We start from the raw sequence: 21,475 nt of genomic DNA on the forward strand, positions 1-21,475 counted from the left end.
CTAAACAGTCAGCTCAAGATCTTCAGGTGGTCCTCACGGAACGACAGCGCAATCCGGTTTCCCTGACGAACGTGCGACCGCCAATCGTGTTCGAGGGGAACCTTGACAAAGCACTCGGCTTGCCCCGGGCCACGGCAACGCAGGCGAACGTGGTCGCCGAAATAAATTGCGTCGAGCGTTTCGGTGTCGATGACATTGCCCTCGTTGACCGCGAACGTCGATTCGACAGAGAGCCGTTCCGGTCGGATAACCGCCGTCGCCTGGTTGCCGACGTCAACGGACGCCACATTCAGTGCGCGCACCGTCGTCCCGTCTGCGAGCCGAAGCTGGCAACGGTCGCCGTTCCTTGCAACGACCGTGCCGCTCATCCGATTGTTGTCGCCGATGAAATTCGCGACGAAGAGATTCGTCGGTGATTCGTACAAGCGATCCACGGTATCGAGCTGCTGAATCACACCCTGGTCGAACACGGCAACACGATCGGACATCGTGAGTGCTTCACTCTGGTCATGCGTGACGTAGACGAACGTCAGCCCGAGCTCCTCGTGAAGCGCCTTCAGCTCGAGCTGCATGTGTTCGCGCAATTGTTTGTCGAGCGCGCCGAGGGGTTCGTCCATCAGCACGAGCCGAGGGTTGAATACGAGTGCACGCGCCAGCGCAACGCGCTGCTGCTGACCGCCGGACAGCTGGCTGGGCATCCGTTTGCTCAGCTTGTCCATGCCGACCATGTCGAGCGCTCGCTTGACCCTTGCCTCTCGTTCAGTGGGCGGCATTTTCCGAACCTTGAGCGGGTATTCCAGATTCTGCGCGACCGTAAGATGAGGAAAGAGCGCGTAGTTCTGGAACACCATCCCGATATTGCGTTTATGCGGCGGGATCCGATTCAGCAACTGGCCATCGAGCCAGATCTCGCCATCGGTCGGATACTCGAATCCTGCGAGCATCATCAGACAGGTCGTCTTTCCTGAGCCGGATGGGCCGAGTAAAGTCAGGAATTCGCCCTTTTGGATTTCAAGGTTGAGATCCTTGACGACTAGCGTCTCGCCGTCGTAAGTTTTTTTTACGTGACGAAAGCTCACAAGAGCCTGAGTCGGATCGTGCATGGCTGTCTCCAATATAAGAATATTCACATCCCGCCGTAGCCTTGCGCACGGCGGCTGTGTGTCGCGTTGAGTCATCCGGCGAACCACCGGCGCGACTGTCTCGTCGTCGCGACGTTCGCTTTGCACCGCGCTTCATGCGGGAATGCTCGACTGGTCGCCTGACTCGACAGGACACCCAACTAGCTGGGCAAATACTCTTCGGACCAGCTATCTCCGATCGCATGTCGGGAAATCAGTATCTGGATCTCGGCGTCGCTGTATCCGAACTCCCGCAGGACGGTGTACGTCGATGCGCCGAATTTTTCAGCTGGTGCCAAGGCGCGAATCCGAGCATGGCGCGGACGAATCGCGAAAGGATCGAGCTGCGTGACGCATCGACCGCTGGGATGATTCGCGTAGACGCTGAACGAGTAGCTGCCGTTGTCGATACCGGGACGATCGTCGCAAGGCCGGCTATTGTGCCGGCGCAGATTGACGATGTTGTCCGGCACCGCCGCCGCGATATTGGCGGCCTGCAACCTGATCTGCCAAGACGCGGCGGACGCGGTACCAAGCGCGGACGCGAGGAATGCAGCCGGATCCTTGGCTGCCGCAATTCCGGCCAGACCTTCTACTCGATCCAATTCGCTTAACTCACTTTCGCTGGTGTCCACATAGATCCAGTCGTCCGCGGCCCGGAAGAATCGAGACATCGCGCCGTAGCCGCTCACCTCGCGACCAGACGGCTCGTCGAATGGTGGGCGATTCGCATAGTCATACGCAAACGGAATCTGCACCAGATTGCCGAGTGCCGACAAGGAGGTTCTCGTGCGCCCGACCTCGCCTGTTTTCGCCTTGCGGTAAAGCGCGGCAGCCACACCTAGCGCAGCCGCGAATCCGCACATGACATCGATCGTTCCGACATGCGCATGCTCCTCCGGCGTCTCCATGCCGCCGCCGAATCGCACCATGATTCCGGTGCACGCCTGGATCAGATCGTCGTAGCCAAGGTACTCGGTCCGCGGCCCGCGTCGAGGACCGCCGAAGCAGTCGAGCTGGCAGAAGATCACGCCGGGATTGATGGAACGGAGGCTCGCCTCGTCCAGCCCCAGCGGCTCAAGCTGACGATCCGGGGCATTCATGACGATCACATCGACAGACCGCGCAAGTCGAGCGAACACCTCGCGTCCATCCGGATGGTTCAGATCGACGAGCACGCTCCGCTTCCCACGCGCCGACGACATCCCGAAGACCACGGTATTCCACGGATCATAATTCGGCACGACGGGGTCGAGCTTGATGACATCGGCGCCAAACCGACCGAGAAACGACGCCGAATGGGGACCGGCGATCACGTTCGTCAGGTCGAGCACACGTACCCCGTCGAGCCACCCCTGTGTTGGCGCCCCCGACGGAGCAGGCAGTTCAGTACGCTCCTGCTCATCCAGAATGGCTAACGCATCCCGGAAGGTCACCGGATGGCGGGACGCCGGCGAGAGCATGGATTCGGCACAGTCTTCAAGCCACGCGACCGGCCCGGGCTGTTTCATCACACCATATTCGAGATCGTCGACATTCACGACCAGGCCGGCAGTATTCGCGTGGTCGTCATGCAGCCACTCCCGCGTGGTCCGGTGTGCCGCTCCGGGGAAACCTCCTTCGCCGAAAATCTTTTCCCACTCGGCCGCTGTTTTCGTACGAAAAACTTCCTTCATTCGTGCGGAAATGCGCTTCGCCCACTCTTCAGGTAACGGATAAACCCCTAGCGACGCGTTCCCTTCCCATTCGGAAATCGGCAGGTACGGATCATCGACCCGTGGCAAACCGGCCTCTAGCATTTCCTCGTACAGTCCCATCGCCTGCAGACAGCGGCGTGCGTGCGAGCGATGTGACGGGCATACCGTATAAAACTTGCGGCCGTCGGCGCACTCGTAGGTCCGGTAGAACGGATCCAGATATTCCTGCAGCGCTTCGTACGACAGATCCATCGGTAGATCGTTGGAGCGCCGCCGCTCGATTTCCTTTTCGCGCAGGGTCTTGTATCGCTCGGGGTAGTTCTCGATATGGATCGAGTTGTAGGAGAGCCCCTCCATCACAGCCGACGCCAGCGGGACCTCGATTTCATCTCCCATGCCGGTGCGCTGCCGTGCCTGCAACGCAAGCGCGACAGCCGAGACGGCCAGCATGGTGCCGTAGGCAGACGCGAGCGGCAACGGCGAGAAACTCGGGTTGATGCCCATCAGCACGCGGTTCTGCCCCATGTCCGTAAAAACGCCCGAAGCCGCCGCGATGATCGGCTCGAACGCGCGCCATTCGCGACGTAACTGGTCGTTGCTGGCAAAGCCGGGCATCGAGAGCGTGATTAGCTCCGGGCGTGCTTCACGCAACTTCGCGAAATCAAGACCCAGCCGCGCCATCACGCCCGGCCGGAAGTTCTCGATGACAACGTCCGCGCGGCGGATCAGATCCTTGGCTTCTTCCAGGCCTTTGTCGGTCTTCAGATCGATCTGCAGGCAATGCTTGCCGCGGTTGAGCACCGCATTGGCCGGGCTATCCCAAAGCGGCCCGACTGGAGGATCGACGTGAATGACGGTCGCACCAAGATCCGCGAGGATCATCGCGACGGCTGGCCCCGCAATGTACTGGCCGAAATCGATGACTTTCACACCGCTGAACGGCAATTGATTGCTCTTTCCCATAATCCGCCGAGTCGCCTCCAGACTGGCCGCATCGCGCGACCGTCGATCATCATGTTGTGGACAATCCCCGTCACCGCCGGCCGGCCGCGTCGAATCGCGGTTGGATGCCGGTCAAACGGGATGGAGGCAACTTTCGGTGAGAAGCCGTGGCGGGTAAAGCAATAAAAAAAACGGGGATGGGTATGTTTTTTTTATGACTCGAGCAGATGATGGGCAGGTCGGAGATCGCGTCCCGGCAACCGGACTCGCATACCACATGCGAGATCAGAATCTCGCGTGTGCCCCCTGAACCTGAGCACCGAGCCATTCGACGAACGCAGCCGCATGAGGATTGACGATGTTGTGCGGGGAATAGACGAGGTAGAACGCCTCACTGGTTGGAAGGCGTGGTTTCAGTGGCGCGATCAATTGGCCGGAGATCAGCATGTGCTCGACGAGGGACGACCGTGCAAGCGCAACGCCCTGACCGAGTTCAGCCGCCTTCAGGGCCGAAATCAGCGTGTCGAATTGCATCCCCTTCGACGAATCGACCTTCGATGCACCCGCTTTTTTGAGCCAGTATCCCCAACCTTCCTCATAGCCGAGCACATGGAGCAGTTCGAAATGCGCGAGGTCCTTCGGCACCGAAAGCGGCGCTTTGGGAGACAGCAACCCGGGAGCACAGACCGGCAGCAGCGTGTCCCAGGTCAGTCGCTCAGCACGCAGCCCCGTCCATTTCCCGTGCCCGTAGCGGATCTCCAGATCGGCTTCGACATCGGTGACGCTGCTATCGCCTCCCCAGATATTGCTCGTAATGCGTAGATTGACGTTCGGATACCGCTTGCGGAAGTCCGGTATGCGCCACGCGAGCCAATGCGTGAAAAACACCAGGCTCACTCGCACCGTCAGCACCTTCAGATGCCCTTGCCCGAAAATCTCGTCGGTGGCGGCAGCAAGCCGCTCTATCGCTTCATGCACGACTGGCAGGTAGGCGAGTCCGGCCTCGGTCAACTCGATGCCCCGCGGCAGGCGCTTGAATAACGCCGTCCCGAGTTGGGATTCAAGTCCTTTCACCTGCTGGCTGATTGCGGCCTGGGTCAGATTCAACTCGGTCGCCGCGTGCGTGAAACTCAGGTGCCGGGCTGACGATTCGAATGCACGTAGCCAATTGAGCGGTGGAAGTCGTTTCATCGTGCGAATCGTTGCAATAGATCGGGTGGGCAAACGAGAATACCGGCATTCTATTGCACCGATCCGATCAGAATCGGTCGCTGGGCGCCGCTGCGGATGTCGAGAGGCAACGACAAGTTACTCGCCAGCGCGACATCATATGAGGGATCGTTAATCCATATCGACCGCATTCCGATGGAGCTTGCGCGGCGCCAAGAATCGCTCGCCGGAGCGTCATCAGCATTGACCCTGCTCCCGAACATCTTGATGGCGTGGAACACCGCTCACGTGCAACGCGATATCGACGCTCGTCGTGGACAACCGGTCGAAGCGATCGATTGCGGCGAATCACTCCCACTCATACGGGTGGTATCAACTTGCGCGGCACCTGCTTTCTGGACGTTTCGCATCCAACCAACCGCCGACCAGTCCGGCGTCCATCGCGACCGCCGAACCCGCAAGTCAATGCGATGCACCGAACAGTTGAATCACGACGCCGCGCAGCCACCGGTTGCCGGCCTCATGGTGATATCGCGCATGCCAATGCTGCCGTACCGCAAACCCGTCGACCGGGATCGGACACGCATGAACCGCCAGATCGCTCGCCTGAGCCAGTGTCTGGCCGATATGACGCGGTAGCGTCGTGATCAGGTCGGTCGTCTGGACGATCGCACCCAAGCCCAGGAAACCCGGCAACTCCAGCACGACGTCCCGCTCGATACGCGCCTGCCGCAGCGCCTGTTCGAGGAGTTGCGCCCCGGTTCCCGCGGTAATGGCGACGTGTCCTTCGGAACGATACTGCTTCGCCCCGAGGCGACCGCGAATCCGCGGATGATGCCGGTTGGCCAGACATACCCAGTCCTGGTCGTACAGCTTCTGCTGATAAATGCCGCCGCCCAGCCACGGCACATAGCCAATCGCGAGGTCGGCTTCGCCGGATTCGAGTGCGCGTTCCGTATTGCCGTCGATCCGCGCGGCTTCCAGCCGGACGCCGGGCGCCTGTGCCCGGACATGGGCCAGCAGCCTCGGAAGCAGCGTGATGTGGCTCGCGTCGGTCATGCAGATGCGAAAGCGTCGCTGGGCCGTCGCCGGATCGAACGCGATCTCCCATGCGGTGAAGCGCCGCAGGGATTCGAGAATTTCCCGGCATGGCCCGATCAGCGCGTCGGCTTGCGGGGTCGGCGCCATGCCGCCGGGTGTCCGGATGAAGAGCGGATCGTGCAGGTGTTCCCGCAAGTGCCCGAGCCAGATGCTGACGGTCGGCTGGCTCTGGCCCAGTTGCTCGGCGACGCGCGTGACGCTGCGCACGTCGTACAGGAGATCGAAAAGCTGAAGCAGCTTCAGGTCGGGCAGGTCGGCGGGCATCGTGGCGTTATTGTCCAGGGCAATGACGACATTGTATCCATTGCATTGTCGGCATGAGCGGCGACTCCTATCGTGATGCCATACGTCAGCTTTGCATGGGACCAGAGTAAGGCGCTAAAGCGCCAACTCTGGTCGACAAAGGAGAAGCCATTGAAAATAGCAATTCTGGGCGCCGGCGCACTCGGCTGCGCGATCGGCGCCACCCTCACCCAAGGCGGCCACGAGACCTGGCTGATCGACCGCTCGCCGGCACACGTCGATGCGATGCGCCGTGACGGCCTGCGCGTCGACGACGCGGCCGGCACCCGCCACGTACGCGTCCACGCGACGACCCAGGCTGCCGAAGTCGGCGTGGCCGACCTGGTGGTGGTACTGGTCAAGTCGTTCCACACCGACGCGGCCATCCGCGGCGCCCAATCGCTGGTGGGGCCGGATACCACCGTGCTGTCGTTGCAGAACGGCCTCGGACACGAGGACATCCTGATCGACGTCGTCGGCCGCGAGCGCGTCCTCGCGGGCAAGACCTACGTCGGTGGCGTGCTGCGCGGCGCGGGCCATATCGAATCCGGCGTGATCGGCAAATACACCTATATCGGCGAACTAGACGGCCGCATCACACCGCGCGTGCAGGCGATCGCCGCCGCGTTCGATGCGGCCGGCCTCGCCACGACGATCAGCGACAACATCGTCGGCACGATGTGGGACAAGCTGCTGGTGAACGTCGCGACGGGTGCGCTGACCGGCCTGACCGGCCTCACCTACGGGCAGCTTTACGACGAACCGCTGCTGAAGGCGACGTCGCTCGCGGCCGTGGCCGAGGCGATCGCGGCGGCGCAGGCGGCCGGCGTCAAGCTGTCGATGACCGATCCCGAGCAGGCCTGGACGCTCGCCGCCGAGGGGCTGCCCGCGTCCTTCAAGACGTCGATGCTGCAAAGCCTGGAGAAGGGCTCGATCACCGAAATCGACTTCATCAACGGTTCGGTCGTGCGCTGGGGGCAGCGCTACGGCGTGCCGACCCCGGTCAATGCAACGCTCGTCGCCTGCATCAAGGGGCTGGAACGCGCGATGGCCGACCGCCAACGGCAGGAGGCCGCCGCATGAATGCCACGAAAGCCTATCTCGAACACGTCGCGATCTGGGTCAAGGACATCCGCTGGCACATCCGCTTCTTCGAGGACGTGCTCGGCATGACCCTGCGCGAAGTGGACGGCACGCTCGACGCGCCGCGGCAGTACTGGACGCTCGGCGGCCTGCAGTTCATCCACGCGCCGGAACACGATGGCCCGGAAGGCCGGCTCGCGCATCTCGGCGTGATGTGCGAAGACCTGGAGGCCGCGCTGGCCGCGGCGCAACGCTTCGGCGTGACGGAGATGCCGCAAGGGCGCAACTGGCTTCGCCTGCCCGACGGGCTCGCCGTCGAGCTGATCCAGGCCAGGCCGGCTTCCTGCGTTGCGCAGGCGCTGGCGATCAACCCGCGCGCGGAGGCATGACCATGACGATCGTCGAAAAATACTGGGACGACGCCCGCGAGGGCGACACGTGCACGAGCCCGAGCTACACCGTGACCAAGGAGCGCATTCTCGCGTACGCCGACCTCACCGGCGACCATACGCCCGTCCACGTGGACGAGGAATACGCGAACGCGAGCCATTTCGGCTGCCTCGTCGCGCACGGCCTGTTCGGCCTGTCCATCGCCGACGGCCTGAAGACGCAGAGCGACTATCGCTTTCTGCCGGGCATGTCGCTCGGCTGGAGCTGGGATTTCCTGCTGCCGATCAAGGTCGGCGACGTGCTGCACGTGACGTTCCGCGTCGGCTCGATGCGGGCGAGCAAGAGTCGCCCGGACTGGGGCATCGTCGTGCTGCCGTCGGAGCTGATCAATCAGGACGGTCAGGTCGTTCAACGCGGCGAGCATCGCCTGATGGTGCCGCGCCGCCCGGAGGCACAGTGATGCAGGCTCGCCCACTCGAAGGCATTCGCGTCGTCGACTACAGCCACTTCCTTGCCGGGCCGTACGTCGGGCGCTGTCTCGCGGCGCTCGGCGCCGAAGTCATCAAGGTCGAGCGCCCCGGCTCGGGCGACGCGGGACGCCAGCACGCGACCGTGCTCGACGACCAGCAAAGCGGCTACTTCCTGCAGCTCAACATGGGCAAGCGCGGCGTGAGCGTCAACATGAAGGACGCGCGCGGCAAGGCGTTCATGCAGCGGCTGTGCGACTCGGCCGACGTGTTCATCGAGAACTATCGGCCGGGCGCGCTGGACAAGCTCGGGCTCGGCTATGCCGAACTGTCCGCGCGCAATCCGGGCCTCGTCTACTGTTCGATTTCGGCGTACGGGCACACCGGTCCGGACGCGCATCGCGCGGGCTTCGGGCTGATCGCGGAAGCCAAGAGCGGCATCATGCAGATGGTCGGCACGCCCGGCGAGCGGCCGCCGCTGCTGCGCATCTCGCTCGGCGACATGTATACCGGCATTCATGCGGTTGCGGCCATCAACGCCGCGCTGCTGGGGCGCGTGAAGACCGGCCGCGGGCAACACATCGACATGGCGCTGTACGACACGCTGGTATCGATGCACGAATACGCGGTGCAGTGCTACACGCTGCAGGGCGTGCTGCCCGAGCAGACCGGGCACGACATGCCGACCTCGACGCTCTACGGCGTATTCCGCGCCGCGGACGGCGATCTCGTGATCGCCGCGCAAGTCGACGACGCGTGGAAACGCTTCGCCGAGCTGATCGCGACGCACGGCGGCCCGGCGAATTTCGGCGCCGACACGCGGTTTCACGACAGCACCGGGCGCAACGCGCACCGCGCGGAGATTCTGTCGGTGGTCGAGCCGTGGGTGGCCGCGCGTTCCGTCGCGTCGGTACTGGAGCTGCTCGACGGCATCGACGTTCCGTGCGCGAAGGTGCAGCGCATCGACGAGGTATTGAACGATCCGCAGATCCAGGCGCGAGGCATGGTCGTCGAGCAACAGCATCCGCGCTACGGGACGCTGCGCCTGCCCAACCTGCCGTTCCGGTTTTCCGATTGCGATACGACGATACGCGACGTCGCGCCCGATCTCGGGCAGCACAACGCGGAAGTCGCGCGCGCCCTCGGGTTCGATCCGGCCGAAATCGACGCGATGCAGGCCGACGGCGTCCTCTATTCAAAAGCGAGCCAATGATGACCGACCAATACGCGGTGATTGGCAATCCGATCGGCCACACGAAATCTCCGTTGATTCACGGCCTCTTCGCGCAGCAGACGCGCCAGGATCTCAGCTACACGGCGATCGAGGGGCCCGTCGAGCCGGCAGGCGCTTTCGCTGCCACGGTCCGTGCGTTTTTCGACGGCGGCGGCAAGGGCATCAACGTCACTGCGCCGTTCAAGCTCGACGCGTTCGCGATGTCGGACGAACGCAGCGAGCGGGCGCAGCTCGCGGGCGCGGCCAACGCGCTCAAGTTCGACGGCGGCCGCATCCTGGCCGACAACTTCGACGGCATCGGCCTGGTTCGCGATATCGAGGCGAACCTCAGGCTGCCGATGGCCGGCAAGCGTGTCCTGGTGCTCGGTGCGGGCGGCGCGGCACGCGGCGCGCTATTGCCGTTCCTCGAAGCCGGACCGGCTGAACTGGTCATCGCGAATCGCGACGTCGACAAGGCGCGCGCATTGGTCGCGCAGGTCGCCGGACGCGGTCCGCTCGTTGCCGGCGGCTACGCGGACCTCGCACGCATGGGGCGTTTCGACCTGGTCGTCAACGCGACGTCGGCGAGCCTGACCGGCGATCTGCCGCCGGTTCCGCCGAGCGTGTTCAGTCCGGCCGGCACAGCCTACGAACTCGCCTACGGCAAGCGTCTGACACCGTTTCTCCGGCTCGCGAAAAACGCCGGCGTACACGGCATTGCGGACGGCGTCGGCATGCTGGTCGAGCAGGCAGCCGAAGCATTTGCATGGTGGCGCGGCGTACGCCCCGAGACCAGCTCGGTGATCGATCGGCTGGCCGTGCCCTTTGATTGAACACGCGATGGAGATTCGCATGAAGAAGATCCTGATGCTGCATGGCATCAATCACAACATGTTCGGCAAGCGCGACCCGGCACAGTACGGGACGATCACGCTCGCGCAGATCGATGCGCGGCTGCAAGGGCTGGCGAGCGAACTGGGTGTACAGGTGGAATCGTTCCAGACGAACAGCGAAGGCGCGATGTGCGAGCGCATTCATCGCGCTTTCGAGGAACGCCAGGATGCGGTGCTGATCAACGCCGGGGCATGGACGCATTACAGCTACGGCATTCGCGATGCCCTCGCCATCCTCACGTGCCCGATCGTCGAACTGCACATGTCCAACATTCATGCGCGCGAGCCGTTCCGGCATCACTCCGTGCTGGCCGAGATCGTCAGCGGGCAGATTTGCGGTTTCGGAGTCCAGAGCTATCTGCTGGCGCTGAGGGCCGCGGTCTCGGCGCTCGGCGACGCATAGGCCGATTCCCGCATCGGCCGCCGATGCGGGACCGACGCCCATGCGCAACCGTTCCCGGGTGCGCGGCGTGGCGCACCGCGCTGGTTCGCCGTGCGCCGGATCGACGGGCCCCGGTCAGGTCACACAACGGAGTCGCCACATCGGGCAGTGACGACTCCCCGCATCACCCGCGTTGCCCGGCACACATATCAATATCTGGAGACGACGATGACCACGACCTTGCGAGACGAGCCTCGCGGCAGGCACCAATCGAGAAAAGCCGCCATCAGCGGCTGGATCGGCTCGGTGCTCGAATACTACGATTTCTTCATCTACGCCACGGCATCGGCGCTGATCTTCCCGCAGATCTTCTTTCCGCACGGCAGCCCCACGACCGCCATCATCGCGTCGCTGGCCACTTACGGTGTCGGCTACGTGTCGCGCCCGATCGGCGCATTCGTGCTGGGCCATCTCGGCGACACGCGCGGACGCAAAACCGTCCTGCTGTTCTGCATGTTCCTGATGGGCATCTCGACCGTCGGCGTCGGCCTGCTGCCGACCTATCAGCAAGCCGGGCTGATCGCGCCGGCCTTGCTGGTGACGCTTCGCCTGCTGCAAGGTTTCGCCGTGGCCGGCGAGATCACCGGCGCGAGCTCGATGATCCTGGAACACGCGCCGTTCGGCCGGCGCGGATACTTCGTCAGCTTCACGCTGCAAGGCGTGCAGGCGGGCCAGGTGCTGGCCGCCGCCGTGTTCCTGCCGCTCGCCTACTACATGCCGTCCGCGCAATTCGACAGCTGGGGCTGGCGCATTCCGTTCCTGCTGAGTGCGCTGGTCATCGTCGCGGGTTTGATCATTCGCCGTAAGGTCGACGAATCGCCGGCCTTCGATGAAGCGGTACGCAACCAGGCGCAAGCCGGCTCGCCCGTCGCCGACGCTTTCCGGCATCACTTTCCCGACATGGTGCGCGTGGCCTGCATGTCGATGATGAACGTGATTCCGGTCGTCGCCACGATCTTCGGCGCAGCCTATGCGGTCCAGCCGGCGTATGGCATCGGCTTCCAGAAAGACATCTATCTCTGGATCACGGTGATGGGCAATATCGTTGCGATGATCGTGATTCCGTTCGTCGGCAACCTGTCCGACAAGGTCGGACGCCGGCCGCCGATCATCGTCGGCGCGCTGGCGGCCGGCCTGCTCGCGTTCGCCTACCTGTATGCGATCAGCATCCGCAACGTGCCGCTCGCGTTCGCGATGTCGATGCTCATGTGGGGGGTCGTGTACCAGGGCTACAACGCGGTATTTCCGTGCTTTTACCCGGAACTCTTCCCGACCCGCACGCGCGTCTCCGCGATGGCGATCGCGCAGAACCTCGGCACCGCGGCCACGGCGATGCTGCCCGCGCTGTTCACCGCAGTCGCGCCGCCCGGCGCACACCACGTGTGGCTGATCGTCGGCGGGATTGCGTTCGGCATCACCGTGATTGCGTCGCTCGCAGCCGCGAGCGCACGCGAGACCCACCGTGTCCATATGAACGACCTGGGGCAAGCGAACGCTCGACCGGTCGACAAGGCAGAATACGACCGGCTGCGCGTCGCTGCGATGGCGCGCCATCGCGTCGTGCACGAACACGTGCCGGGATCGCTGGGCAGCTAGCTGGCGCTCGACGGGCAGTTCCGGCTTGCTGCTGCACCCTCGCCGGCAGAGCGCACTTGCGTTGCCGCTGTCTTCACCCGATGCCTGATACCGTGCCGAAAACCGTCATGCCGGACACCACGCGCCCTGCCCGCCTGAACTTCGCGCTCATGTTGCCGCTTCTGCTGGCGGCCCAGCCGGTGGCGACCGACAGTTACCTGCCGGCGCTGCCTGAAATCGCCGCAACGCTGGGGTCCGCGAGCGTCAGCCTGACGGTTTTCGCATTGATATTCGGGATCGGGCAATTGCCGATGGGCAGTCTTGCCGACCGGTACGGCCGCCGCCCCGTGCTGCTGAGCGGCCTTGCGCTCTATACGCTGGCAGCGCTCGCGGCTGCGCTCGCGTCGAGCGCGGCGATGCTGGTCGCCGCTCGCGCGATGCAGGGCTTTGCGATGGCCGCGATCCTGGTATGCGCGCGCGCGACGGTGCGCGACCGGTATTCGGCAGCCGAAGGCCCGTACGTGATGGCGCGCGGTTTCATGGGAATGGGGATGATGGCGTTCCTCGCGCCGATTCTCGGTGCGTATGTCACGCAGCAGGCCGGATGGCGATGGGTGCTCGCGGGGATGAGCCTGTATGCGTTCGGGCTGCTCGTGATGTGCTGGTACGGCTTCGAGGAAAGCTTCACCAGAGTGGCTTCGAGCCGGGGCTCGATCCGCGGCTCGATAGGCGGCTCGATCCGCGACGTGCGCGAGATATTCGGCAATGCCACGTTCAGGGTATGGGCGCTGCTGGCCGCCTCGACGTACACCGGCATGTTCTGCTTTCTCTTGCTCTCGCCCGCAATCTACATCCGGCATCTCGGCCTGTCGCCCCAGCGATATGGCTGGATACCGGCGAGCGGTACGTTCGTCTATGTGCTGAGTACGTATGGCTGCCGCCTGTTGCTGCGCCGTCAGAGCATGCTGCGAACGGTGCGACAAGGCGCAACGTTGAGCCTCACCGGCGCGGTGATTCAGGCATTGGGGTGTGCGCTGCTGCCTGGAAGCATCTGGCCGCTGCTCCTCGGGCATGGCGTGTATTGCCTCGGCCACGGCATCCATCAGCCCTGCGGGCAGGCAGGGGCGGTCAGCAGCCTGCCCCATCTGGCCGGCCGCGCGGTATCGTGGTCCGGCTTCATCATGATGTTCTTCGCTTTCGGCGTGGGGCAGACGGCAGCGGTCTTCACCGATCCGCGCTATCAACTGGGCGCGTGGCCGATGGTGGTGCCGATGCTCGTCGTCGGCGTGACGCTGGTCACGATCGCGTTTGCGTGGCTGCCGACAATCATCCACACAGCGTCGGTCGGCAGGCAGTCCGGCGTATCGGCGAGTTCGAGCAGCTGACCGGGCCGCCGTGCTTGCGTGTGAAGCGCGCGGCCGATGCGCTCGCCCTGTCCGTCGAACGCGTCGCGCACGACGTGACGCCGCCCGCTCGTGACGGCGAACGACGCGAGGCGGACGATCTTCGCGACGCGCTATTGCCGATACGAAAAGCAAAACGGCAAGCCGCACGCACGCCGACGCCTGACGACGGGGAGCCGTCCATGGGAGCGCGCGAAGGATGCCGGTTATGGGAGCGGGATCGAAACCGGGTTTGAGCAACCCGCGCTACGCGCGCCGCCGGTAAGTCCCCGGCGTACTCCCTGTCCAGTGCCGGAATGCGCGATGGAACGCGCTCGGATCGTCGAAGCCGATATCGGCGCCGATCGCCGCGATCGTGTCGAGCGTGTCGGTGAGCCGCTGGATCGCGATGTCGCGCCGCAGTTCGTCCTTGAGCGCCTGGAACGTCGTGCCCTCCGAGGCCAGGTGGCGGCTCAGCGTGCGCACCGAGCAATGCAGATGCTCGGCTGCCTGCTCGATCACCGGCAGGTCGGGCAGCGCCGCCGACAGGTATTGCCGCACGCGATGGCACACGAGCTGTTCGCTGAACGATTCGAAGATCCAGTCGCCGGGCGCGCGCGCGAGGAACTTGCGCAGGTTGCGCTTGCTCTGCCGGATCGGCGCGTCGAGGTAGTCGGCGCTGAAGCGCATCAGCGTGCGTTCGCAGTCGAACTGCACGGAGCCGGTGAAGAAGTACAGGTGCTCGACCGCATGGCGCGGCCGCGGGCACGCGAACTCGATCTGCAGCAGCGGGATCTTCTGCCCGATCAGCCAGGAACACACGCCGTGCACGAGCTTGAGCATCAGCTCCTGGCCGAGCGCGCCGATCGGGCCGACGGCCGGGTTTGGCCGCAGCAGCACCTGCGCGACGAGGCCGTCGCGCTTCGATTCGACGAAGAAGTCGTCGAGCAGGATATGGAAGAACTGGCCGAAACGGTGCAGCGCCGTTTCGAGGTTGCGCGCATCGAGCAGGCTCAGGCACAGGTACTTCAGCGTGCCACCGCGCAGCGGGCGCGAGAAGATGCCGGGCATCTCGTCGTCGAGGTCGATCGCGAGCGTGCGGTACAGCGTCGAGAACTGCTCTTCCGTCACGCGCGCGTGCGGCTCGCCGAGCAGCTCGAGCGGGATGCCGGCCCCGCGCAGGTAACGCTCGACCACATCGCGCTGCGCGCCCGCGCTCGCCAGAAAGCCGTTGACGAGCGAAATCGGCACCGTCGCGCTCGGCGACGGCAGCGCCTGCCCGGGCCGGGCGGAAGGTGAGTCTGAACCGGTCATCGCGTCCCCGTCGGTCGAACCGCTCGCATTGTACTTGAGCGGCCCGGGCCGGGCTTTCGGGGCTTTCTCGGCTTTCTCGGCTTTCTCGGCTTTCTCGGCTTTCTCGGCTTTCTCGGCTTTCTCGGCTTTCGGCGCGCCGGCCCGCGCGCCGCCGGGCGCGCGACGCGTCGGCGCCATCAGTCGGCGCGGCTGAGTTCCCGGCGCAGGATCTTGCCGACCGTCGACTTCGGCAGCCGCTCGACCAGGCGGATCAGCTTCGGCACCTTGTAGGCCGCGAGGTTCGCGCGGCAATGCGCGACGAGCTCCGCTTCGGTCACGGCCGCGTCCGGCGCGAGCACCACGAACAGCTTCACGGCCTCGCCGGTGCGCGCGTCCGGCACGCCGATGCACGCGCATTCGGCCACGCCCGGCAGCGCGGTGGCAACCGCTTCCACCTCGTTCGGGTACACGTTGAAGCCCGACACGATGATCATGTCCTTCTTGCGGTCGACGATCTTCAGGAAGCCGGCCGCGTCGAACACGCCGATGTCGCCGGTGCGGAAGTAGCCATCCGCGGTGAACGCCGCCGCATTCGCTTCCGGCTTCTGCCAGTAGCCGCCCATCACCTGCGGCCCCTGCACGCAGATCTCGCCCGCTTCGCCGATCGCGACCTCGCGATCCTGGTCGTCGAGCAGCTTCACGTCGGTCGACGGCAGCGGCAGGCCGGTCGTGCCGGTGAACGCGTCGATCGACTGCGGGTTGAAGGTGACCACCGGCGACGTTTCCGACAGCCCGTACCCTTCGCGGATGAAGTTGCCCGTCACGGCCTTCCAGCGCGCGGAGATCACGTCGATCACCGCCGCGCCGCCGCCGGCCGATAGCTTCAGCCGCGACCAGTCGACCTCCTTCAGCCGCGGATGGCCGGCGAGCCCCGCGTACAGCGTGTTGACGCCGACGAACACCGTCGGCCGCGCGGCCTTCAGCACGTCGATGAAGCCGTCCATGTCGCGCGGATTCGCGACGAGCCAGTTCTCCGCGCCGATCGCGAAGTAGGACAGGAAGTTCACCGTCAGCGCGAAGATGTGATACAGCGGGATCGCCGTGACGACGACCTCCTCGCCCGGCTGCCGTGCGCCCGACACGATCGCCGCGAACTGCTCGATGTTCGCGACCAGGTTGCGGTGCGACAGCGCGGCGCCCTTCGACAGCCCGGTCGTGCCGCCCGTGTATTGCAGCAGCAGCAGATCGGCGCCGCCGAGCGCGACCGGCTCGAATGCGAGCGCTTCGCCGGCGGCGAGTGCATCCGCGAGCGGGATCGAGCCCGGCGGCAACGCGTCGCACGCGCCGGCCGGCGCATCGACGACGCCGAGATCGCCGCGGCCCACGCCCAGCACGGTCCGGATGCGCGTCTTGCCGACCACGTCGGCGAACGTCCCCATCGAGCCGCCGCACACCACGGCCACTTCGACGCCCGCGTCGTTGAGCTGGTGCTCGAGTTCGTGCGCGGTATAGAACGGGTTCACGTTGACCTGGATCGCGCCGAGCCGCGCGAGCGCGACGGTCGCCACCGGAAACGCGAGCACGTTCGGCAACATCACGGCCACGCGGTCGCCCTTGCGCACGCCGACGACCTGCTGCAGGTACGCGGCGAGCGCGGCCGACAGGCGGTCGACGTCGGCGTAGGTCAGCGTGCGGCCGAGCGCGCGGAACGCGGGACGCTCGGCGAAGCGGCGCATCGCGTCGTCCAGCAGCGCGGTTACGGAAGGAAAGCGATCGGGGTCGATCTCGGCGGGGATCGAGCCGTACGAGCCGATCCAGTGTCTCTTCGTCATTGTCCTGCTCCTCGGGGGACGGCACCGGGCAGCGCCGTTCGCACGGCGGCCCGCGCACCGGATGCGCATGGGCCGTCGCCTGAGCGGGAACTATCGCCCGCCAACCGTTCTTTGGAAATGATCCGGGCGGTCGAAAAGATGATCGAAACGGACACGCGGACGCGCGACGAGCGGTCAGCCGCGGCGTGCGCTCGCGCGGCGGTTTGCCCTTGCCGGACCGTGCAAGCCCGTGCGCATCAGGGTGAACCCTATGGCGCGCCCGCGCGTTCCGGCGCAGAATCGCGAACCCGGAACGGTATCAAATCGGACGCAGAACCAGCCATGCCGCGCAGTGCGCTCTTGACCCCGACGGCCGCCGGCGCCGCCCCGCTGCCGGACGCGCCGCTTGCCCCCGCGTCGCGCGAGAAACGCTTCTCGCCGGCCAAGCTGGCCGTGCTCGTCGGCGTCGCGCAGGAACTCGGCCTCGACCCGGCCGCGGTGCTCGACGGCACCGGCCTGGCGCCGGACGCCGTCGCCGACCCGTTCACGCTCACGTCGTCGCTGCAGTTCCTGACCGCCGCGCGCAACGCGATCGGCCGCTACGACGGCACCGATCTCGGCGTGCGCGTCGGCCGCCGGCTGCATGCGTCGAGCTACGGGATGTACGGCTACGCGATGCTGTGCTCGGAATCGCTCGCGCATGTGTTCGATTCCGCCGTCAAATATCACCAGCTGGCCAACGGGATGCTCGCGATCCGCTGGGTCGAACAGGGCGACACCGCGTCGTGGCTGTTCCCGGATCCGCACGAAGCCGCGCTGCCCGGGCCGGACCTGCCGCTGTACCGCTTCCTGATCGACATGCAGTTCGCGCTGCACGTGACGATCATCAAGGACGTGATGGGCGCGTGGTGCGTGCCGGCCCGCGCGCAGTTCGCGCAGCCGGAGCCGGCGCACGCGGCGCAGCTCGCCGATGCGCTCGAATGCCCGATCGCGTTCGACCAGCCGCACCATGCGTTGAGCTACCCGGCCGCGTGGCTCGCGCGCGCGCCGCAGCTCGCGAACCCGATCACCGCCGCGCAGGTGTCGTCGCACTGCGCGCGCCTGCTCGACGAGTTGCGCAGCCAGGCCGGCGTCACGCGGCGCGTCTACCAGGAACTCACGCGCACGCCCGGGCAGTTTCCGGACATCGACGCGATCGCCGATACGCTGTGCATGACGTCGCGTACGCTGCGCCGCAAGCTCGACGCCGAAGGCTCGTCGTACAGCGAACTGCTGACGAGCGTGCGCAAGGCGCTCGCGATCGATTACCTGAGCACCACCACGCTCAGCACCGAGGACATCGCGCTGACGCTCGGCTTCAGCGACGCGGTGGGGTTCCGCCACGCGTTCAAGCGCTGGACCGGCACGACGCCGAGCGAGGTGCGGCGCAAGCGTGGCGGGTGACGGCGAGCACCGCCGGTGGCGTGGACCAGGATCGGTGAAGTCGTCACCGAGGCAGCGCAAACCGACCGTGTTCCTTTTTTCAGCCGAAAGAAGGCGCGCTTTCGCCAGCCGCCGTGCCGATCTTGCGCGTTGAACAGGGCGAATCATGAAACCGTTGCATAGCCGTTGCCTGGCACTTCTCGGTGGCGTCAAGTCTGTTGCCTGGCTGCTCGTCTGCGCATCCGCGCATGCGCAGACTTCCGGGCCGTTCGAACTGAAGTGGACCCATCCAGGCGAGAAGCTCGTCTACCAGTCGCGCGGCTGTGCCGATGAATGCTGGGAGGCTGCGGTGGTGAACAAGCGTACCGGCGTCTTGCTTGCACGCCTGCGCTGCGACGGCACCGACTTGCCGTTGACCCTGCGCGGCTACCGGCCCGCCGCGACGCCATCCCAAGTGGATCTCGGCGATTGCAGCCCCGATTCGTGGCCGCCAGACGGCGTGAACAAGTTCGAGGCCATACCGGCGGAATTCGAGCGATTGCTCAGGATGCCTTGACGTTGGCGACTCGCACGGCAGCGCTCGGCACCGAGCGCTTTCAGCGTGACATCCTGATGCGGAAATCGCGACATCGTCCGACCGAAACGCATTGATCGCCCCATCGTCCGAAGCCACGGACGACCGACGAGCCGGGGGCAGCCCGCCGCGATTTCCGCGCATGCATTCGGGCGGAAATCGCGCCAACGGCGCGGGTCGGCTTCAGTTGGCTTCCGTCAGCTTCAGCGCGCCTCACCCGCCGCCGGATTCGCCACCGCCAGTGCAAACTCGAACACCGCGCCGCGCCCGTCCCGATCGACGAGCCGGATGCCGCTGCCGTTGAGCGCCAGCATCCGGTGCACGATCAGCAGCCCGAGCCCGCCGCTCGTCGCCGCGCCGCCGCTGATCGGCCGCTGCGGCCGCCGGAACAGCCCTTCGCGCCGCGCCGGCGGAATCCCTTCGCCGGTATCCGACACGGTCACCACCACGCGATCGTCGAGCGGCGTCAGTGCGACCTCGACCTCGCCGTGCTGGGGCGTGTGCCGCAATGCGTTGTCGAGCAGGTTGGTCAGCACGCGCTCGATCATCCCGAGATCGGCCGACACGACCGGCACGCGCGGCGGGATCCGCGCATGCAGCGCGATGCCGCGCGACTGCGCGGCGAGTTCGAACTTCTGGAATACGTCCTGCACGAGATCGACGAGCGAGAACGGCTCGCGCTCGGCCTGCACGCCGCCCGACTCGAGCCGCGCGAGCTCGAACAGCGCCTGCGCGAGCCGGCCGACCTTCGAACTCTGCGCGAGCGCGATCGACAGGTAGCGGCGGCGCTCGGGTTCGGCGAGCGTGTCGGACTTCAGCGACAGCGTCTCCAGATAGCCGTGCAGCGACATCAGCGGCGTGCGCAGGTCGTGCGAGATGTTCGTGATCAGTTCGCGTCGCTGCTGGTCCTGGCGCGTCAGCGCGCGCCACTGGTCGCCGATCCGGTCGGCCATCTGCGCGAACGCGGATTCGAGCACCGCGATCTCGTCGCCGCGTCGCCCCGGCGGCGAGCGCGGCACCGGCGGCTGCGCATCGGGCGCGGCGTTCGCGTCGAAGCGGCGCATCGCGTCGGTCAGCCGGCGCAGCGGGCGCGTGATGAAGCTGAACGCGATCAGGCCCGCGAGCAGGCCGAGCAACGCGACGACCGCCATCGACCACAGCGTCGTGCGCAGCACGTTGCCGGCGTCGACGCGCGCCGCCAGCCGGTCGTGCGCTTCGCCGAGCAGCACCACGTAGATATAGCCGGACGGCGGCTGCCCTGCGCGCTGCAGCGGCGCGGCGCTGAACACCTTGCGCGTGTCGGGGCTGCGCGGATCGTCGCCGAGGATCGGCAGCGGCTCGCCCGCGATGAAGCGCTGCACCGGCGCGAGATCGACGCGCTCGCGCTTCACGTGGCCGGGCGGCGCGTCGTCGCCCTTGATGCGCCCCGCGTTGTCGAGCAGGTACACCTCGACGCTCGGGTTCACGCCCATCAACTGGCCGAACAGCGTGCGCACGGCGTCCGGGCGCAGCCCGTTCGCGTCCATCAGCGGCGTGCTGCCGGCGATGTGCGCGGCGAGATCGCGCGACAGGCCCTGCACGACTTCCTTCTCGCGCATGTCGTTCGCGCGGATCTGCAGCCACGCCGACGCGCCCGAGCACGCGAGCAGCAGGATCGAGAACACGAGCGACAGCCGCTGGGTGAGGGTCAGCTTCATCACGTGTCCCGCTGGTCCGGCGCGGCGAGCTTGTAGCCGCGCCCCCACACGGTGAGGATCCGCACGGGCTCGGCCGGATCGGCCTCGATCTTCGCGCGCAGCCGGTTGATGTGGGTGTTCACCGTGTGTTCGTAGCCTTCGTGCTGATAGCCCCACACGGCATTGAGCAGGTCCATCCGCGAGAACACCTTGCCCGGATGCCGCGCGAAGAAATACAGCAGGTCGAACTCGCGCGGCGTGAGGTCGATGCGTGTGCCGTCGACGGCGGCTTCGCGCGCGATCGGGTCGATCGACAGCCCGGCCACGTCGAGCGTGCCGGCGTCGATCCGCGAATCGCGCGCGAGCGCGTCGACGCGCCGCAGCAGCGCCTTGACCCGCGCGACGAGTTCGAGCACCGAGAACGGCTTCGCCAGGTAATCGTCGGCGCCGAGTTCGAGGCCGAGGATCCGGTGCACCTCGCTCGAACGCGCGCTGGTGATGATGATCGGCGTGTAGCGCGCCATCGCGCGCGCGCGCCGGCAGATTTCCAGGCCGTCGACGCCCGGCAGCATCAGGTCGAGGATCAGCGCGTCCCAGTTGCCCTGTTCGAGCAGGCGCAGCCCTTCCGTGCCGTCCGCGCTGTGCACGACTTCGTAGCGCTCGTCGCGCAGGTGCAGGCTCAGCACGTCGGCGATGTCGGCGTCGTCTTCGACGATCAGGATGCGTTTGGGGTGGTCCATGGCGGTCGGCGGCGGCACGGCGGCGGCGGTCTTCGGTCTCGAACGGCGGTTCCGGCCGGCCAGGTCCGGCAAGCCGGCCTGCCCGGGGCGAATCGCGGCGCAATGCCGCGCTGCCGCCATTGTGCAAAATTTTGCGGCGGAAAGGGGTCACAAATCGTTTAAGTTTGGATCGTGGCTGTGTCCCGAGGCAATTCCAGCAAG

General features: G+C 65.9%; 18 protein-coding genes and 1 pseudogene. 11 read left to right on the top strand and 8 right to left on the bottom strand.

Annotated elements, in window-relative coordinates:
* Positions 1–8: 8 nt before the first annotated feature.
* The 3 genes from U4Z31_RS29125 to gcvA all read right to left on the bottom strand — a co-directional run bounded on the left by U4Z31_RS29125 (position 9) and on the right by gcvA (position 4,951).
* Complete coding sequence (locus U4Z31_RS29125; RefSeq protein ID WP_321812141.1) at positions 9–1,103, bottom strand: ABC transporter ATP-binding protein; 1,095 nt, start codon at positions 1,101–1,103, stop codon at positions 9–11.
* 179 nt (positions 1,104–1,282) lie between these two features.
* Entirely contained in the window at positions 1,283–3,781 is a 2,499-nt protein-coding gene (locus tag U4Z31_RS29130) for a CoA transferase (protein WP_321812142.1), read from the bottom strand.
* Between the two features lie 264 nt (positions 3,782–4,045).
* Positions 4,046–4,951 carry a transcriptional regulator GcvA gene (gcvA, locus tag U4Z31_RS29135; RefSeq protein ID WP_321812143.1) on the bottom strand — a complete coding sequence of 302 codons (906 nt, stop codon included), beginning with the start codon at positions 4,949–4,951 and terminating at the stop codon, positions 4,046–4,048.
* A gap of 153 nt (positions 4,952–5,104) precedes the next feature.
* Between gcvA and U4Z31_RS29140 the strand changes: the two are divergent.
* Positions 5,105–5,337: pseudogene (locus tag U4Z31_RS29140) on the top strand (Tn3 family transposase); the annotation flags it as partial.
* A 55-nt stretch (positions 5,338–5,392) separates the two neighbouring features.
* On the opposite strand, the gene U4Z31_RS29145 reads toward U4Z31_RS29140, so the two are convergent.
* Complete coding sequence (locus tag U4Z31_RS29145) at positions 5,393–6,313, bottom strand: LysR family transcriptional regulator (protein WP_044848491.1); 921 nt, start codon at positions 6,311–6,313, stop codon at positions 5,393–5,395.
* A 132-nt stretch (positions 6,314–6,445) separates the two neighbouring features.
* Here U4Z31_RS29145 and U4Z31_RS29150 point away from each other — a divergent pair, with 132 nt between their 5' ends.
* The 8 genes from U4Z31_RS29150 to U4Z31_RS29185 all read left to right on the top strand — a co-directional run bounded on the left by U4Z31_RS29150 (position 6,446) and on the right by U4Z31_RS29185 (position 13,761).
* A complete protein-coding gene (locus U4Z31_RS29150; protein ID WP_044848450.1) occupies positions 6,446–7,396 on the top strand; it encodes a ketopantoate reductase family protein in 951 nt (316 codons plus the stop codon).
* Positions 7,393–7,785 (top strand): VOC family protein, encoded by a 393-nt coding sequence (locus U4Z31_RS29155; RefSeq protein ID WP_044848449.1) that lies wholly within the window; start codon positions 7,393–7,395, stop codon positions 7,783–7,785. Before U4Z31_RS29150 ends, U4Z31_RS29155 begins: the two co-directional genes overlap by 4 nt.
* 2 nt (positions 7,786–7,787) lie before the next feature.
* The gene (locus U4Z31_RS29160; protein ID WP_321812144.1) at positions 7,788–8,246 is read left to right on the top strand and encodes a MaoC family dehydratase; all 459 of its coding nucleotides are present in this window, start codon (positions 7,788–7,790) and stop codon (positions 8,244–8,246) included.
* Positions 8,246–9,466, top strand: coding sequence for a CoA transferase (locus tag U4Z31_RS29165; protein ID WP_321812145.1), 1,221 nt, complete (start codon positions 8,246–8,248; stop codon positions 9,464–9,466). The genes U4Z31_RS29160 and U4Z31_RS29165 overlap by 1 nt, the downstream gene beginning before the upstream one ends.
* Positions 9,466–10,299, top strand: a complete 834-nt coding sequence (gene aroE, locus U4Z31_RS29170; RefSeq protein ID WP_044848490.1) for a shikimate dehydrogenase — start codon at positions 9,466–9,468, stop codon at positions 10,297–10,299. Before U4Z31_RS29165 ends, aroE begins: the two co-directional genes overlap by 1 nt.
* Before the next feature lie 19 nt (positions 10,300–10,318).
* Positions 10,319–10,762 carry a type II 3-dehydroquinate dehydratase gene (gene aroQ / locus U4Z31_RS29175; protein WP_044848489.1) on the top strand — a complete coding sequence of 148 codons (444 nt, stop codon included), beginning with the start codon at positions 10,319–10,321 and terminating at the stop codon, positions 10,760–10,762.
* Positions 10,763–10,969: 207 nt separating this feature from the next.
* The gene (locus U4Z31_RS29180) at positions 10,970–12,397 is read left to right on the top strand and encodes an MFS transporter (RefSeq protein ID WP_044848446.1); all 1,428 of its coding nucleotides are present in this window, start codon (positions 10,970–10,972) and stop codon (positions 12,395–12,397) included.
* A 107-nt stretch (positions 12,398–12,504) separates the two neighbouring features.
* Positions 12,505–13,761 carry an MFS transporter gene (locus U4Z31_RS29185; RefSeq protein WP_321812146.1) on the top strand — a complete coding sequence of 419 codons (1,257 nt, stop codon included), beginning with the start codon at positions 12,505–12,507 and terminating at the stop codon, positions 13,759–13,761.
* A 264-nt stretch (positions 13,762–14,025) separates the two neighbouring features.
* Here U4Z31_RS29185 and U4Z31_RS29190 read toward each other — a convergent pair whose 3' ends face one another.
* Both U4Z31_RS29190 and U4Z31_RS29195 read right to left on the bottom strand, forming a co-directional pair.
* The gene (locus tag U4Z31_RS29190) at positions 14,026–15,249 is read right to left on the bottom strand and encodes an AraC family transcriptional regulator (protein WP_415750310.1); all 1,224 of its coding nucleotides are present in this window, start codon (positions 15,247–15,249) and stop codon (positions 14,026–14,028) included.
* Positions 15,249–16,883, bottom strand: coding sequence for an AMP-binding protein (locus U4Z31_RS29195; RefSeq protein ID WP_321804135.1), 1,635 nt, complete (start codon positions 16,881–16,883; stop codon positions 15,249–15,251). Before U4Z31_RS29195 ends, U4Z31_RS29190 begins: the two co-directional genes overlap by 1 nt.
* Before the next feature lie 321 nt (positions 16,884–17,204).
* Between U4Z31_RS29195 and U4Z31_RS29200 the strand changes: the two genes are divergently transcribed.
* Both U4Z31_RS29200 and U4Z31_RS29205 read left to right on the top strand, forming a co-directional pair.
* Positions 17,205–18,305 carry an AraC family transcriptional regulator gene (locus tag U4Z31_RS29200; RefSeq protein WP_321812148.1) on the top strand — a complete coding sequence of 367 codons (1,101 nt, stop codon included), beginning with the start codon at positions 17,205–17,207 and terminating at the stop codon, positions 18,303–18,305.
* Between the two features lie 145 nt (positions 18,306–18,450).
* A complete protein-coding gene (locus U4Z31_RS29205) occupies positions 18,451–18,840 on the top strand; it encodes a hypothetical protein (RefSeq protein WP_124522777.1) in 390 nt (129 codons plus the stop codon).
* A gap of 221 nt (positions 18,841–19,061) precedes the next feature.
* On the opposite strand, the gene U4Z31_RS29210 is transcribed toward U4Z31_RS29205, so the two are convergent.
* Complete coding sequence (locus U4Z31_RS29210; RefSeq protein ID WP_321812149.1) at positions 19,062–20,555, bottom strand: HAMP domain-containing sensor histidine kinase; 1,494 nt, start codon at positions 20,553–20,555, stop codon at positions 19,062–19,064.
* On the bottom strand, positions 20,555–21,274 hold the full coding sequence (locus tag U4Z31_RS29215) for a response regulator transcription factor (RefSeq protein ID WP_044848486.1): 720 nt from the start codon (positions 21,272–21,274) through the stop codon (positions 20,555–20,557). The genes U4Z31_RS29210 and U4Z31_RS29215 overlap by 1 nt, the downstream gene beginning before the upstream one ends.
* Positions 21,275–21,475 lie beyond the last annotated feature (201 nt).

This window comes from Burkholderia sp. BCC1985 (assembly GCF_905339915.1).
Lineage (GTDB): Bacteria > Pseudomonadota > Gammaproteobacteria > Burkholderiales > Burkholderiaceae > Burkholderia.

Bases quoted from the DNA above. Each gene is read 5' to 3' on its own strand.
- U4Z31_RS29125 (WP_321812141.1), bottom strand. From the start codon at position 1,103: ATGCACGATCCGACTCAGGCTCTTGTGAGCTTTCGTCACGTAAAAAAA.
- U4Z31_RS29130 (WP_321812142.1), bottom strand. From the start codon at position 3,781: ATGGGAAAGAGCAATCAATTGCCGTTCAGCGGTGTGAAAGTCATCGAT.
- gcvA (WP_321812143.1), bottom strand. From the start codon at position 4,951: ATGAAACGACTTCCACCGCTCAATTGGCTACGTGCATTCGAATCGTCA.
- U4Z31_RS29155 (WP_044848449.1), top strand. From the start codon at position 7,393: ATGAATGCCACGAAAGCCTATCTCGAACACGTCGCGATCTGGGTCAAG.
- U4Z31_RS29160 (WP_321812144.1), top strand. From the start codon at position 7,788: ATGACGATCGTCGAAAAATACTGGGACGACGCCCGCGAGGGCGACACG.
- U4Z31_RS29165 (WP_321812145.1), top strand. From the start codon at position 8,246: ATGCAGGCTCGCCCACTCGAAGGCATTCGCGTCGTCGACTACAGCCAC.
- aroE (WP_044848490.1), top strand. From the start codon at position 9,466: ATGACCGACCAATACGCGGTGATTGGCAATCCGATCGGCCACACGAAA.
- aroQ (WP_044848489.1), top strand. From the start codon at position 10,319: ATGAAGAAGATCCTGATGCTGCATGGCATCAATCACAACATGTTCGGC.
- U4Z31_RS29180 (WP_044848446.1), top strand. From the start codon at position 10,970: ATGACCACGACCTTGCGAGACGAGCCTCGCGGCAGGCACCAATCGAGA.
- U4Z31_RS29185 (WP_321812146.1), top strand. From the start codon at position 12,505: ATGCCGGACACCACGCGCCCTGCCCGCCTGAACTTCGCGCTCATGTTG.
- U4Z31_RS29190 (WP_415750310.1), bottom strand. From the start codon at position 15,249: ATGGCGCCGACGCGTCGCGCGCCCGGCGGCGCGCGGGCCGGCGCGCCG.
- U4Z31_RS29195 (WP_321804135.1), bottom strand. From the start codon at position 16,883: ATGACGAAGAGACACTGGATCGGCTCGTACGGCTCGATCCCCGCCGAG.
- U4Z31_RS29200 (WP_321812148.1), top strand. From the start codon at position 17,205: ATGCCGCGCAGTGCGCTCTTGACCCCGACGGCCGCCGGCGCCGCCCCG.
- U4Z31_RS29205 (WP_124522777.1), top strand. From the start codon at position 18,451: ATGAAACCGTTGCATAGCCGTTGCCTGGCACTTCTCGGTGGCGTCAAG.
- U4Z31_RS29210 (WP_321812149.1), bottom strand. From the start codon at position 20,555: ATGAAGCTGACCCTCACCCAGCGGCTGTCGCTCGTGTTCTCGATCCTG.
- U4Z31_RS29215 (WP_044848486.1), bottom strand. From the start codon at position 21,274: ATGGACCACCCCAAACGCATCCTGATCGTCGAAGACGACGCCGACATC.